Annotated in this window: 8 protein-coding genes and 1 other annotated feature; of the genes, 1 reads left to right on the top strand and 7 read right to left on the bottom strand. The window is 40.0% G+C overall.

The window, feature by feature from the left end; genetic code table 11:
- Window positions 1-116 precede the first annotated feature (116 nt).
- Both leuS and B6F02_RS11160 read right to left on the bottom strand, forming a co-directional pair.
- Window positions 117-2537, bottom strand: a complete 2421-nt coding sequence (gene leuS, locus B6F02_RS07895) for a leucine--tRNA ligase (protein ID WP_080146811.1) — start codon at window positions 2535-2537, stop codon at window positions 117-119.
- Window positions 2538-2605: 68 nt separating this feature from the next.
- Window positions 2606-2825, bottom strand: a binding site (T-box leader).
- Between the two features lie 102 nt (window positions 2826-2927).
- Window positions 2928-6629 (bottom strand): LysM peptidoglycan-binding domain-containing protein, encoded by a 3702-nt coding sequence (locus B6F02_RS11160; RefSeq protein ID WP_080146812.1) that lies wholly within the window; start codon window positions 6627-6629, stop codon window positions 2928-2930.
- 244 nt (window positions 6630-6873) lie between these two features.
- On the opposite strand from B6F02_RS11160, the gene B6F02_RS07905 reads away from it, so the two are divergent.
- Window positions 6874-7443 (top strand): class I SAM-dependent methyltransferase, encoded by a 570-nt coding sequence (locus B6F02_RS07905; RefSeq protein WP_080146813.1) that lies wholly within the window; start codon window positions 6874-6876, stop codon window positions 7441-7443.
- Window positions 7444-7492: 49 nt separating this feature from the next.
- Here the strand turns inward: B6F02_RS07905 and B6F02_RS07910 are convergent, their stop codons facing one another.
- The 5 genes from B6F02_RS07910 to B6F02_RS07930 all read right to left on the bottom strand — a co-directional run bounded on the left by B6F02_RS07910 (window position 7493) and on the right by B6F02_RS07930 (window position 15066).
- Entirely contained in the window at window positions 7493-8449 is a 957-nt protein-coding gene (locus B6F02_RS07910) for an ABC transporter permease (RefSeq protein ID WP_080146814.1), read from the bottom strand.
- Window positions 8446-9534, bottom strand: coding sequence for an ABC transporter permease (locus B6F02_RS07915; RefSeq protein ID WP_372924837.1), 1089 nt, complete (start codon window positions 9532-9534; stop codon window positions 8446-8448). The genes B6F02_RS07910 and B6F02_RS07915 overlap by 4 nt, the downstream gene beginning before the upstream one ends.
- The gene (locus B6F02_RS07920; protein ID WP_080147408.1) at window positions 9521-11074 is read right to left on the bottom strand and encodes an ABC transporter ATP-binding protein; all 1554 of its coding nucleotides are present in this window, start codon (window positions 11072-11074) and stop codon (window positions 9521-9523) included. Before B6F02_RS07920 ends, B6F02_RS07915 begins: the two co-directional genes overlap by 14 nt.
- Window positions 11075-11328: 254 nt before the next feature.
- On the bottom strand, window positions 11329-12396 hold the full coding sequence (locus tag B6F02_RS07925) for a BMP family lipoprotein (protein ID WP_080146815.1): 1068 nt from the start codon (window positions 12394-12396) through the stop codon (window positions 11329-11331).
- A 315-nt stretch (window positions 12397-12711) separates the two neighbouring features.
- Window positions 12712-15066 carry an FtsK/SpoIIIE family DNA translocase gene (locus B6F02_RS07930; RefSeq protein ID WP_080146816.1) on the bottom strand — a complete coding sequence of 785 codons (2355 nt, stop codon included), beginning with the start codon at window positions 15064-15066 and terminating at the stop codon, window positions 12712-12714.
- Window positions 15067-15216 lie beyond the last annotated feature (150 nt).

The raw sequence follows: 15216 nt of genomic DNA on the forward strand, positions 1-15216 counted from the left end.
ACCATTTCAAAACTCTTAATTCTTTGATAAGTTTTTTCAAATTTGTTTAAAAAAGTATAAAAGCAGCAGGAGTCCATTTGATAGATGCTCCTGCTGCTTTTTTTACTGTAAATTGATTAGTTTGGTGCTACTATATTGACGAGTTTTCCGGGTACGACGATCACTTTGCGAACCGTTTTCCCTTCCAGATGTTCTTGAATATTTTCATTTTCCATTGCCATTTTCTCAAGCTCTTCTTTTGAGATTGATTTCGAAGCCGTTGCTTTACCGCGGACTTTACCATTAATTTGGAAGACCACTTCTACTTCATCTGTGACGAGTTTTGATTCATCATACGTTGGCCATGCTTCATAGGAAACACTTTCGCCGGTTTGAGCGATGCGTTTCCACAATTCTTCTCCCAAATGCGGAGCAATCGGTGCCAGCATTTTAATGAATCCTTTGATATAATCGATTGGCAGTCCATCTGCTTTATAAGCTGCATTAACAAAGACCATCAACTGAGAAATACCTGTATTAAACTGCAGCTGATCAAAGTCATTAGTGACTTTCTTAACAGTCTGATTATATACAACATCTAAGGTTCCATCGTTAAAGGTCGTAATCCGGTCTCTTACATGATCATTTTCATCGATCAGCAATCTCCAGACACGGTCCAGGAATTTTCTAGACCCTTCCAGTCCATCTGTACTCCATGCAATTGCCGCATCAAGCGGCCCCATAAACATTTCATACACTCTCAATGTATCCGCTCCGTACTCTTCGACTACATCATCCGGATTGACAACATTGCCTTTTGATTTAGACATTTTCTCGTTGTTTTCTCCCAGTATCATACCTTGGTTGTATAGACGTTCAAACGGTTCTTTTGTAGGAACAACTTCAAGATCATACAAGAATTTATGCCAGAAGCGTGCATATAGCAGATGCAATACAGCGTGTTCAGCTCCGCCAATATACAAGTCGACTGGAAGCCATTTTTTCAGTTTTTCTGGGTCAGCCAATTGATCCGGATTTTTTGGATCAATAAATCTTAGGAAGTACCATGAGCTTCCTGCCCATTGCGGCATTGTATTTGTATCGCGTTTCCCTTTTTTGCCGGTTTCCGGGTCTACCACATTTACCCAATCTTCGATCACAGCAAGCGGTGACTCGCCTGTGCCTGATGGTTTGATGGCATCTGTTTTCGGCAATTCGATCGGCAGTTCCGATTCTGGAACAGTAGTGGTTGTGCCATCTTCCCAGTGGATTACTGGTATCGGCTCGCCCCAATATCTCTGACGGGCAAATAGCCAGTCGCGCAGACGATAGGTCACTTTTCTTTCGCCGACTTTCAAATCTTCAAGATATGCAATCATCTGATTGATGCCTTCTTCTTTGTTCAATCCATCTAGAAAGTCAGAATTAATGTGTGGACCATCTTCTGTAAAGGCTGCTTCCTCTACATTGCCGCCTTCTAGTACAGGAATGATGGGCAAATCATATTTTTTCGCAAATTCCCAGTCGCGTTCGTCATGCGCTGGTACTGCCATGATTGCACCCGTTCCATAAGAAGCCAGTACATAGTCAGCAATATAGATTGGCAGTTCTTCACCATTTACTGGATTAATAGCATACGCTCCAGTGAAGACACCGGATTTATCTTTATTCAAGTCAGTTCTTTCAAGGTCTGACTTATTATTCGCTGTTTGGATATAGTTTTCTACTGCTTCCTTCTGTTCGGCTGTTGTAATGCTGGAAACAATCTCTGATTCTGGCGCTAGAACGGCATAAGTTGCACCGAACAATGTATCTGGACGAGTCGTAAAGACAGTGAAGTTAAGTTCTGAGTCTTTGATTTTAAAGGTGACGTTTGCCCCTTCAGATTTACCGATCCAGTTGCGCTGCATATCTTTAATGTGCTCCGGCCAGTCGACGTCTTCCAAGTCTTCAAGCAAACGGTCGGCATAAGCTGTAATCTTCAGCATCCACTGTTTCATTGGTTTACGGTAAACAGGATGTCCCCCGCGTTCTGATTTTCCGTCGATGACTTCTTCGTTTGCCAGAACGGTTCCAAGAGCCGGACACCAGTTGACCGGTACTTCTGCTTCATAAGCCAGTCCTTTTTCATAAAGCTTGATAAAGATCCACTGTGTCCATTTATAATAGTCAGGATCAGTCGTATTGATTTCTCTATCCCAATCATAGCTGAATCCTAGTGAATTGATCTGACGCTTGAATGTCTGAATATTTTTGGCTGTAAATTCAGCAGGGTCGTTTCCGGTGTCCAGTGCATACTGTTCAGCCGGCAGTCCAAATGCATCCCACCCCATTGGATGAAGGACGTTATATCCTTGAGCACGTTTCATACGGGAAACGATATCTGTAGCTGTATAGCCTTCGGGGTGACCAACATGCAGCCCTTGTCCAGAAGGATAAGGGAACATATCCAGTGCATAGAAGTATTCCTTATTTTCATCTTCTGTGGCTTTAAATGTTTTCTGTTCAGCCCAGTAATTCTGCCACTGACGTTCGATTGTTTTATGGTTGAATGACATTGTATTCTCTCCTTATACATTAATTAAATTGAATAAAAAAAGCCCTATAGACTATACAGTTGTATAGTCTATAGGGCGTTATTAACGCGGTACCACCTAATTTTATCGTCTCATAAGAAGACGATCTCAAATCCTTAACGCGGATAAACGGATCAAGCTAATAGAACTGGATCGTCCTTTCACTTGAGCAACTTCCAGGCGAGTTCTGTCTCCTTTATGTGCATTTCCACCAGCCATGCACTCTCTAGAAAAAAGGGTCAACGTACTATTCCTGTTTATCGTTTTTATGATTTGATTACTCAAATCTATTTTATGTTGGATTTTCTTTATCTTACCAAAGGGATTGCATACCTGCAACATCTTTTTGGTGTTGATTAATCTGCCAGCTTCTTATAAAGATAACAATTGATCAACAAAGATCAAGTCTGAAGACAGTTTGTTTTTCTCTTTCAATTGCTGGATCGTTGTATCAAACTTGCGGGCAATACCAGACAAAGTGTCTCCGCTGACTACACGATACTGATTCTTTGTTAAATCGGTCTGTTCAGCATTTGGCTTATCTTTAATAGTCTTATTTGATTCAGCGACTTGACCGACTGTTAATTTTTGACCGATGTAAATGGTATCTGATTCAAGTTTGTTCCACTCTTTTAGTTTCGCTACTGAAGTTTGATAGTCCAAAGCGATCTTGTAAAGTGAATCTCCTGATACAACTGTGTAATTTACAGCTGTATTGTGTGAATCTTCTTTTTCAGAAGGCTCGGACGATACTTGCTTGTCCGTTTTCTGTGTCTGGTTTTCAGCCTGAGGCACTGACAAAGTTTGACCGACAAAAATCAGATCTGATTTCAATCCATTAGCAGATTTCAAAGCAGCTACTGTTGTGTTATATGTTTTAGCTAATCCAGATAAGGTATTACCCGGTTCTACTGTAATCTTTCCTTTTGATTGAGCCGTTTCACTATCTGTTTTATTCTCTGTTTCTTTAACGGACTCTGCTTTTCCACTAACTTTCAACGTTTGACCAACGAAAATCAAATCTGATTTTAACTGATTATCGCTTTTCAGTTTGGCAACTGTCGTGTTATAGCTGCGAGCGATACCGCTGAGCGTGTCGCCTGCTTTCACTTTATGTGTGCCGGTAATGCTGGCTTCTTCAGAAGGTTTAGTTGTTTCCACTGGATCAGCAGATACAACTGTTCTATTGATAGACAGCGTCTGATTTACAAAAATCAAATCGGTTTTAAGTTGATTAGTCGACTTGATGGCTGATACCGTTGTGTTGAATCGTCTTGCAATTCCAGATAGTGTATCACCCGCTTTAACGGTATAACGCGTTTCTTTCGCTGTTTCAGAATTATCGGGTTTTGAAGTTTCCGTATTTCCTGCTGAAGCATTTTCACCCGTTTTCCTTGGAACCGCTAGTTTCTGATTCGCAAAAATCAAGTCAGAAGTTAAGTTGTTCGCTTTCTTGATTGCTGACACGGTTGTACTGAATTTTCTAGCTATCCCCGAAAGCGTATCTCCGCTTTTCACTTGATAACTGGATTGTATTGTTTCTTGCTCTTGTTCTTTTTCTGGAGCCGTTGGTTCTTTTTCATTGGTCTCTGCTAGTTGACCAGAAAGTTTTAAGGTCTGACCTACATAGATCATATCAGATGATAGTTTATTGGCCGATTTGATTGCTGAAACGGTCATATTATAGCGTCTCGCTATCCCAGAAAGTGTATCTCCGGCTTTAATCTTATAAGTCGTTTGAGTAGTGTCAGGTTTTGTTTCAGGCTGCTGACTCTCTGAAGGCGCAGTCTCTGCAGCTTTTCCAGGAATCATTAATGTCTGGTTCACATAAATCATATCTGACTTCAAGTTGTTTGCGGATTTAATTGCAGATACAGTTGTTTTATATTTTCTGGCAATACCTGATAATGTATCTCCGCTTTTTACTTTGTAAGCTGACTGACCAGCTTCTGGTTTAGTTTCCGGAGTTGAAGGTGAAGATGGTTCTGTTACTTTATCATCCTCTGTTTCTGATAAAGAACCCGGAATCAATAAAGTCTGATTTACAAAAATCATATCGGACGTCAGCTTATTCGCTGATTTAATTGCTGAAACGGTCGTATTGTATCTTCTTGCAATTCCGCTTAACGTGTCGCCGCTGACCACTTTGTAATTGATGCTATCCGTTTGTTCAGCTGGCGGCGTTGCAGGTTGGGCTGGTTTAGAAGAATCGACCGGCTTAGATGGAGTAGTTTCATTTCCAGTATCAGGAATGACACCATCGTATTTTGTAAGATTGTATAATTCAATCAAGTTGTTCAACTTGCTGGCATAAGTCGGATCTGTAGCGTAACGTCCTTGCAGCCAAGCTGAAGCATCTCTATATGAAGTCGTATTTTCTACCCAAGCTCCTGCATAGTACTCGTTATTCCAACTTGTACCATTACGAATCAATCGAGCATTATCTTGAAGCGATTCTGCGTAACTAGGATACTTTTTAAAGTAATCGGTAATGGTAATCCAACCCGTACTATTGTAGTATTCTCGGGTTTTCATTGCTACTGACTGACCATTGTATTCTCCTTTGATTCCAAATAAGTTGTGGTTTGGCGGAGACGACAACTGACTTTTTCCATAACCAGATTCCAGACTAGCTTGTGCAATCATAATAGAAGCATAGATTCCATTTTCTTTAGCTACTGTCTTAGCATATCCAGAAATTTGGTTGATGAAGTCTTCAGCAGATTGTGCCTTGTTCAAATTACCTGTATTGGCAGCTGTTGTCGTTACTGCTTCTAATCCCGCTGTATTGATTGCCAGTTTCTGTCCAACTTTGATCAAATTGGCGCTCGCTAATTTATTTAATGAAACGATTTTACTGACCGTTGTTCCATATTGTTTCGAGATTTTATTAAGCGTATCTCCTGATTTTACAGTATGGACAATTGCTTTTTCCTCAGTCTTGGTTTCTTTTGTTTCAGCTTTCTGAGTTTCGGCTTTTTTATTCTCCGTTATTTCTGCATCAGTTTTTTGAGTTTCGGTTTTTTCTGTTTTTTTCACTGTTTCTGTTTCGGTCACTTGTTCAGTTTTATCTTTAGAAACAGTCTCAGCTGACTGATTAGAAGAATTAGTTTCTTTTGCAGTTTCCTCTGCTTCATCTTCAGTATTTACAGCAGTTTCAGCAGCTTTATCTGTTGCCTTTTCTGTCGTTTCAGCGTCTAGCTCAGAGTCATTTTTTGCATCTATTTCTGTTATTGTTTCAGCAGAATTTTCTTGAACTGATTTACTTTCATCTGCTGCAGACTCCTCTTGTGAACCAGCAACTTTCACAGAAGCTGCTCTTGCTGATTCGATCGGTGCTGAATTTACGGGTTCAATGGTTTCATCATCATCAGGTGAAGATGTCACCTGAACATTTTCGGATTGATCTGTTTCTTTTTCCAGTTCTGCTTCTGTGTTCTCAATAGTATTGGTGGTATCGGCAGTTTCTTTGCTACCAAGTTCTTGTGTAATTTTTTCTTCCGTCTTTTTAACTGGATCAGATAGATTTTCTTCTGTTTTCTCTTCAGAAACTTCAGTGGTTTCTTCCGCAGCAGCATCTTCAGTTGGCTTTTCTTCAGTATGTTCAACAGCCTCAGTCTCTACAGCTTTAACAGCGCTGTTTGATTCGGCTTGTTCTAGTTGGTAAGTAAGTAATGTCTCAAAAACGGCATCCAACTCACTAGATGAAAGCTGGTCAACATTCAATTGCTCTACTAATGCTGTTCCTCCAGCCAGTTCGATCATTTTGATCAGTTGAGATCTTACAAATGCCATTTCTTCTTTTTCTGCTTCTGTTAAGACAGGGATATCAGTATCTTCAGTTGAATTTCCATCTGATTCCTGGTCATTGACGGTGGATTGAAGTTCATTATATTGATCATATAATGCCTGTATATCTTCTTTATTTAAATCGATTTCTTCAGCTTGTACCGCTTCTCCAAAGGCAGAAACAGCTACCATACTCGCTAAAATACTGGAAGACATTGTCAGCTTTAATGCACGCTTATTCTGTTGTTTTTTGTATAAAGCTAACTTTTCACTTCGATTGATCATTACTTTGTACCCCTCTCAAAAAAACAGGTCTTCTATTGTGTATTTTCCAGTTTATTATACAATTAGTAAAGAGCAAAAGGAATAAGAAGCTGGTGATTTTGTAAAATGTCATATGATTGTAACAGTGTCAATGATCTTATAAACGTTCAACACTGCACAGTAAATTGGCAACGATCACTAAAATTCCAGCAATACATTAGACACTCGCATATTTACAATTATTTAAAAAGATAGGAAGATGAAAATGCTGCTTTCACCTTTAAAATTCAGTCATACTTTGTTGTCGCAACTGGTTTCTCCAGGTGACCACGTTGTTGATGCTACAGTTGGTAACGGTCATGATACGATTAAACTGGCTCAACTTGTTGGGAAAACCGGAAAAGTTTATGGATTTGATATTCAGCCTCAGGCAATTGAAGAAACACAGAAAAAAGTCACTTTAACCGGGCTTACAGAACAAATTGAATTGTATTGTAAAGGTCATGAAACGTTGGATAAAACCCTTCCTGAATCAGTGACACTGCAAGCAGTCGTATTTAATTTAGGCTATTTACCTAAAAGTGATAAATCCATTATCACTTTGCCTGAAACGACGATATCAGCTATTGAGCAAGGATTGAACCGGCTTGCTATTGGTGGAACTATTCTGATCATGGTCTACTATGGTCATGAAGGCGGAACAGATGAAAAAAATGCAGTAAAAAACTACTTGCAAAAGCTGCCGCAAGAACAATATGCTGTTTTAGAGTATGGATTTATTAATCAGAAAAATAACCCGCCATTTTTGTTGGCTATCGAGAAAAAAAGGCATTAAAAAAAGCTGCGTCAGGTTTTATTAACCGGACGCAGCTTTTGTTTTCTATCTATTTTGTTTTAACGTAAGTTTCGCCTAATTTAGCTGGTGCTTCAGATCGTCCAATTACAACGACCAATACAATGATTGTCAACAAGTAAGGCATAATCAGAAGCAAGATAGACGGAATGTCTTGGATAATCGGAATATACGTACCGATTCGCGCCAAACTCTGTCCAAATCCGAAGAAGATTGCAGCACCCATAACACCGATAGGATTCCATTTACCAAAAATCATCGCAGCCATTGCGATAAATCCTTGTCCGGCAATCGTTAAAATACCAAACTCATTTGAAATCGCTTGTGCTTGGATCGCACCACCCATACCGCCTAATAAACCAGATAGCATAACTCCTGAATATTTCATAGCGTACACTTTGATTCCTAGAGTCTCAGCTGCATGCGGATGTTCTCCCACAGAGCGCAGGCGAAGTCCGAAAGTCGTCTTGAATAAAACGAACCATGAGATAATGGCTATAACGATCCCGAAAAAGGCAGGAGCTGATGTATTTCCGAAAAGAATCGGTCCTATTATAGGAATTCTATGCAATAAAAAGATATTTGTGATTCCGAATGATTCCGGAAGCGGTCCAGTTTGTGCTGCTCCAAAAATAGCTCTTGTTAAGAATACACCTAGCGCTGGAGCTGCCAAATTAATGACTGTTCCTGAGATAATATGGTCTGCTCTCAAGTTGATTGTAGCAACGGCATGAATCAGAGAAAACACAATTCCTATTATACCTCCGGCCAATAAACCAAGCCATGGTGTCCATCCTCCGAATGTAGAAGCAAAGAAAATATTAAAAATGGCTGACATGAAAGCGCCCATAACCATGATACCTTCCAGACCGATATTAACGACACCGCTTCGTTCAGAAAATGTTCCGCCTAATGCGGTCAAAATCAAAGGAGCAGCATAAATCAATGAGCTGGATACGATCAGTTGAATAATATCTAATGCGTTCATTCTTCTCCTCCTCTTGTTGCTGTTGTTGGTGATTGATCTCGAGAAGCTCTCTTCTCAATAAAATAACGAATAATGTAATTAGCACCTATAAAGAATATGATAGCAGCTGTTACAATGCTTGCCATTTCATCTGGAACTCCTGCACGATTAGGCATAAATGCAGCACCTACATTAAGGACGCCGAATAAAATGGATGAGAAAAAGATTCCGATTGGATTTCCTAATCCCAGCAGTGCTACTGAGATACCGTCAAATCCTATAGAAGGCAATCCAGTTTGAGTGAAAATGTTGCCGAATGTTCCTAGTCCATGGATCGCTCCGCCTAAACCTGCCAAAGCTCCACTTAAAAACATAGAAAGGATAATATTTTTCTTAGCACTCATCCCAGCATACGTTGAAGCGAATGAGTTCAGTCCTACAGCGCGAATCTCAAACCCGGCAGTTGTTCTAGTAATAAAGATCCAATACAAGATAACCACAGCTATTGCAATGAATAATCCGGCATTTAATCTCGATCCTTGGGTTAAATCAGTCAGCCACTGTAAGGATAAACTTGCGTTTTCTCCAACACTCTCTGTAGAGTTTCCAGTTTCTGAAAGAATATCTCTAATAATAAAGTTGGTTAATTGTAAAGCCGTATAGTTCAACATGATCGTTACAATAACTTCACTTGTTCCGAAAAACGCACGCAAGGTACCTGCAATCGATGCCCATAATGCACCGACAAGCGTACCTGCTAAAATACTTAAGGGCAACAATACGAGCTGCGGCAATTCAGGAAAAGCTAAAGCTACCCAAATCGCACTAACCCATCCAGCTAAAGCTTGACCGGATACCCCAATGTTGAAGAAGCCTGCTTTATAAGCTAAAGCGAATCCTAACCCGGTAAACGTCAGTGATGTTGCTTGTCTTAGAGCTTCACCAAGAAAGTACTGACTTCCAAACACACCAGATATCATTGCATCATAAGCTACAACTGGGTTATATCCAAATAACAGCATTAATATTGCACCGAAAACGAATCCGAAAATGATGGATAAAATGGGTACAACCAAACTACTTAAAAAGCCTCTAGATTGACGAATCAATTGTCTCTTTCTCCTTTCCTTTTGAATCTGCTTTTTCCTTCGCTTCTTTTAACGGTACTCCTGCCATTAAAAGACCTAATTCAGACTCATTGGTTTCATTCGCGTTAACAATCGCGATAATTTTTCCATCGTACATTACAGCGATTCTATCAGAAACGTTCATCACTTCATCTAACTCATAACTCATCAGCAAGACGCCTTTGCCGTTATCTCTCATTTCGATCAAACGACTATGAATATATTCTATTGCGCCTACATCCAATCCTCGTGTGGGTTGAGCCGCAATTAATAGCGCTGGATCTCTATCCACTTCTCTTGCGATGATTGCTTTTTGCTGATTCCCGCCTGAAAGAGAAGCTGCTGAATGCTCTTCGCTTGGCGTACGTACATCAAACTCCTCGATCAATCTCTTGGCATGTTGTTTGATTTCTTTATAATTTAAAAATCCGTGGCTGCTGAAAGGTTTTTGATAATAAGTTTGAAGTGCAATATTTTCTTCAAGGGTCATTGGTAAAATCAGTCCGTATTTTTGACGGTCTTCTGGAATATGCCCCAAACCTGTTTCTGTGATCTTTCTAGGTTTTTTATTTGTTATATTATTTCCATCTAAATGAATACTGCCGTTGCTGGACTTTGTCAGTCCAGTGATAGCCTGAATTAATTCTGACTGTCCATTTCCATCAACACCGGCAATCCCAAGGACTTCCCCTGCTTTCACTTCAAAACTGATACCTTTTACAGCATCAAAGCCGCGATTGGATTTAACGGTCAGATCTTCAACTTTTAAAACAGCCTCTTTAGGTGTTGCTGGCTTTTTATCTACTTTAAATGAAACTGAACGACCGACCATCATGTCTGCTAATTCTTGTTGAGAAGTCTTAGAAACATCAACGGTATCGATACTTTTTCCTCTGCGGATCACTGTACATCTGTTGGCAACTTGCTTAATCTCATCCAACTTATGCGTAATCAAAATGATTGATTTATCTTCATTTACCATCTTATGCATGATACCAATCAGCTCTTCGATTTCTTGAGGCGTCAGTACACCAGTTGGTTCGTCAAAAATTAAAAGATCTGCACCTCGGTACAACGTTTTTAAGATCTCGACCCTTTGCTGCATGCCGACACTGATATTTTCAACTAATGCACTCGGATCCACTTTTAAACCATATTGGTCTGATAAAGCTTGAACCTCTTTTTCAGCACTCTTTTTATCGATGTAGCCGAATCTGCTTTTTTCTCTTCCCAGCATAATATTTTCTGCTACTGTAAATTTATCTACAAGCATAAAATGCTGATGCACCATTCCGATACCTAATTCATTCGCAACATCTGGGGAGGTTATGTTAACAGATTTACCCTTTACTTTGATTTCACCTGAAGTAGGTTCTAAAAGACCTGATAGTATATTCATCAATGTTGATTTTCCTGCACCATTTTCACCTAATAATGCATGGATTTCACCTTTTTTCAAATCAAGATGAATATCGTCATTTGCTCTAAACGAACCAAACTCTTTCGTGATCCCATTCATTTCGATTACACGTTCTGAAGTCGGCAAATGAAGCCCTCCTTGTTATGATTTACTTATTTTTTACATTCCTACTTATTATCTATTATCACTTAAAACTATTCAAGCTGCTTTAGAAAATTGTTTTAAACCTCTATTTCATTTGTACTAAAAATGACAAATTTAATAAAGCATACTAACTTATTATCGCTCTAAAAAAGCGCTAGCCATACGACCAGCGCCTTTTCTATTCAATTGAATAATTTTAATGAAATTGCTTATTCAGCAGGTGCTACCGGCACTTCGATTTCGCCATCGATAATGGCTTGTCTTGCTTCTTCAACTGCAGTCCAAGCTTCTTCAGGCATATTTCCTTCAGTGATTCCAACACCATCATCTTCTAACCCATAAATAATGTTTTCTCCACCTGGGAAACCTTCTTCTCTAGCTCTCTCTGTTGCCAATTGGATAGCTGTTCCAACTTGTTTCAGTGTAGAAGTTAATGTTAGATTTCCTTCTTCCCATTCGCCTAGTTCAGCTTGGTCTCTATCTACTCCGATAACCCATAACTGATTCTCTGAACCAGATTCCATACGGTTGGTTGCTTCAGTAAATACACCGTTTCCTACTGCACCAGAAGCATGATAGATAATATCAGCACCTGAGCTGTACATACCAGCAGCAATTTGTTGTCCGATAGCAGCATCTGAGAATGATTCAGCATACTGAATATCGATTTCGATATTAGGGTCTACAGATTCAACACCTTCAACAAATCCAGCTTCAAATTTGTCGATAACTGGACCAGCTACGCCTCCGATGAAACCAACTTTATCTGTTTGAGTAGTGTTTGCTGCTGCAACACCTGCAAGGTATGCAGCTTGGTTATCTTCAAAGTTCAATGAAACAACATTGTCTGCTTCAACAACAGCATCAACAATTCCAAAATGCTGATCAGGGTTCTGACTAGCAACATCTGTTACAGCATCTGCTAATTGAAATCCTACTCCATAAATAATGTCATAACCATCTTGTACTGCTGTATTTAAGTTTTGAACGAATTGAGACGGGTCATCTGATTGATAGTAGTTAACAGCATCATCGCTGAATCCTGCTTCTTCCGCCCAAGCTTGCATACCTTCCCAAGCTGACTGGTTGAATGAACGGTCGTCTACTCCACCTTCGTCAGTAACCATACCTAGTGAAAATTCGTCAGTTGTTTCTTCAGTATCTCCGCCTGCTGATTCTCCTGAACCGCCTGTAGAGTCACCAGCGTCTTGTCCACAAGCTGCTAGTAAAAGTGCTGATGTTCCAATTGCAAAAAGATTTCTTAACTTTTTCGTCATTATGAAATTCCTCCAATTAAAATGGTCGTAGACATGTGGCAGAATAAGAAGTAAAGCATAAACATCAAAATGAATAAGTGCCGTCCATCCCGTTCACAACGTCTTCGTTTTTTATCTCGAACTAATAGTAACATCTTTGTAAAGAAAAATAAAGTTAAAATACGATTATTTAATGACTGAATATATCTGATTGTTCACTTGAAAACGCTGTAAAACCGTACGTTCTTTAAATTCGCCTCGATTTATCCTTAAATTAGCTGATCATTCAAAAAAAGAACCCAGCTCTGCAGCTGGATTCTTTACAGAATATTTACTTTAAATCTCTGTTGGTGTTTCAGATGAAGTCGGATCTAATTCTGCCTGAACCAGCACCTCTCTTGGCTTAGAACCTTCAGAAGGCCCAACGACGCCTCTCATTTCCATCTCATCAACAATTCGAGCGGCACGATTATAGCCGATTCTGAATCTTCGCTGCAGCAGTGAAATACTTGCAGTCTGCATATCGACTACCAGCGCAACGGCATCATCATACAATTCGTCTTCTGCCTCTCCCTGTGCTTGCTTCGGTTCGTCTTTAGGAATCATTTCTTCAACATAATTGGCTTCTTGCTGGTCTTTAACAAAATTGACAACTGCTTCTACTTCCTCGTCAGAAATAAACGCTCCTTGCACCCGGTTCGGTTTGTTTTCTCCCATCGGCTGGAACAACATATCTCCTCGTCCGAGCAGCTTCTCAGCCCCGTTGCCATCTAAGATTGTCCTAGAATCCGTTCCGCTGGAAACGGCGAAAGCAATCCTTGAAGGAACATTCGCTTTAATGATTCCGGTGATGACGTCCACACTTGGTCTCTGTGTCGCCAATATCATATGAATTCCTGCAGCACGAGCCATCTGTGCTAGTCGTGTAATGGCATCTTCTACATCATTGGAAGCGACCATCATCAAGTCGGCCAACTCATCTACGATAACAACAATATAAGGCAGCGGCAGCAGTCCTTCTTCTTTTTCTTCATTTTTCTTTTTGACAAACTGATTATACCCTGCCATATTCCGCGTTCCGCTGGCAGCAAATAATTCGTATCGTCTTTCCATTTCCTGTACAACTTTATGCAGAGCTTGTGCAGCTTTTTTCGGATTGGTTACAACTGGGGTCAGTAAATGCGGAATTCCATTATAAACATTCAACTCAACCATTTTCGGATCGATCATCATCAGTTTCACTTCATTCGGCTTTGCCTTGAGCAGCAGACTGGTTATGATACCATTGATCGCTACTGACTTACCAGAACCCGTTGCCCCAGCCACCAGTAAATGCGGCATTTTGGCTAAATCTGCCATCGCAACATTTCCGGCAATGTCACGCCCAAGCGGTACTTCAAGCAGCTGATCTCTGTTTTTGATCTGTCCTTCGATCACATCTCTGAACGAAACGGTACTGACTTCAGAATTAGGGACTTCTATTCCTATCAGAGCTTTCCCAGGGATCGGCGCTTCCATACGAATATCTTTAGCTGCTAAAGCTAGTGCAATATCATCTGTCAGTCCTACAATTTTACTGACTTTGACACCAGTAGCCGGCTGAATTTCATATTTCGTTACAGCCGGTCCTAGATTTGCTTTAGTTACTGTTGCTTTTACACCAAAGCTTTCAAAGGTTTCTTCAAGTTTCTTCACGTTTTCTTGAATAATGGTATATTCATCGGACTGGTCGACGGCTTCTCTCTGGTTCAATAAAGAGATCGGAGGCATTCTATACTGTTCATTTTCTTCTTCGCCGATTTCAAAGTCTACCGTACCTTCTTCTTCTGTTTCTTGTTCTGCTGGTTCAGTTTTACTTTGATTATTCTGCTGGAATCCTTCTATTTTCAATGCCATTTGTCCAGAAGAAGCTGTATCCAGTTCCTCTTCTTGTTGTGAAGCGGGAGCTAGCTGAGACTCCTGATCAGGTTCCGGAAGCGGCGTTTCCTGGTCTGATTGTGTTAACTGCTCAGCCCACTTTCTCTTTTTCTGATTCTTTTTATTTGCAGGTTTCTTTTGTTTTGGTTTTCTATTCTTACGATTTTCTTTGATGGCTGCAGCTTTTCCTTTTACAAAGTTCACAGCGTTTCTTCCTGCAGTACGCAGCTTATCTAACAATGCTTTATATGAAAACTGAAAAAATGTCATGATGCCTACAAAAATAAAGACACCCATCATCAGATATGTACCGATAGCAGAAAAAAGGAAATAACTGACTGCATAAAGAACTGCACCGATCATGCCTCCACCGACCGATTGACCAATTGTGTTCGTCGTAAACTGCGGCGTAATCAATCTCCATGTCGCTTGTATGATATTCACATCTGTTTCCATAATAGGTGCAAACAACTGTGCATGCTGCCAGACAACTGCTGCACAAAAGAGCAGTACACCACCCAGCCATCTTGGATTCTTAAAGTTCGGACTTTTTCCTTTGATAATCAGATAGCTCCCTATCCCGATTACAGCAATCGAGACGACTATATACGTCTCTCCAACAAAGAATCTGCCAAGATTAGCAAAAAACCTGCCCACAAAACCAAATTGTCCAATGGCCAGAAAGTTAACGAGCAGCAGGATAACGCCGATCAGTTCTGAAGATATTTTCTTTTGTTTCTTTTTAGGTCTACCTCTTTTACGAGCACGAGCCATTTTTGTTTCTCCTAACTATATAAAATTCTATTTTATTATAGCATGAAACCAGTCTAGTCGAAAGTTTGTTCTGACTTCATAGCCTTCTTTTCTGAACATTGCCTTTACTTTTGTAGTTTAGGTTCATTCCTTGTAGAATAAAGGAATAAG

Source organism: Marinilactibacillus piezotolerans, assembly GCF_900169305.1.
Classification (GTDB): Bacteria; Bacillota; Bacilli; order Lactobacillales; family Carnobacteriaceae_A; genus Marinilactibacillus; species Marinilactibacillus piezotolerans_A.

Excerpts from the sequence above, each read along its gene's own strand:
- leuS (WP_080146811.1), bottom strand. The coding sequence starts at position 2,537 with ATGTCATTCAACCATAAAACAATCGAACGTCAGTGGCAGAATTACTGG.
- B6F02_RS11160 (WP_080146812.1), bottom strand. The coding sequence starts at position 6,629 with ATGATCAATCGAAGTGAAAAGTTAGCTTTATACAAAAAACAACAGAAT.
- B6F02_RS07905 (WP_080146813.1), top strand. The coding sequence starts at position 6,874 with ATGCTGCTTTCACCTTTAAAATTCAGTCATACTTTGTTGTCGCAACTG.
- B6F02_RS07910 (WP_080146814.1), bottom strand. The coding sequence starts at position 8,449 with ATGAACGCATTAGATATTATTCAACTGATCGTATCCAGCTCATTGATT.
- B6F02_RS07920 (WP_080147408.1), bottom strand. The coding sequence starts at position 11,074 with ATGAATGGGATCACGAAAGAGTTTGGTTCGTTTAGAGCAAATGACGAT.
- B6F02_RS07925 (WP_080146815.1), bottom strand. The coding sequence starts at position 12,396 with ATGACGAAAAAGTTAAGAAATCTTTTTGCAATTGGAACATCAGCACTT.
- B6F02_RS07930 (WP_080146816.1), bottom strand. The coding sequence starts at position 15,066 with ATGGCTCGTGCTCGTAAAAGAGGTAGACCTAAAAAGAAACAAAAGAAA.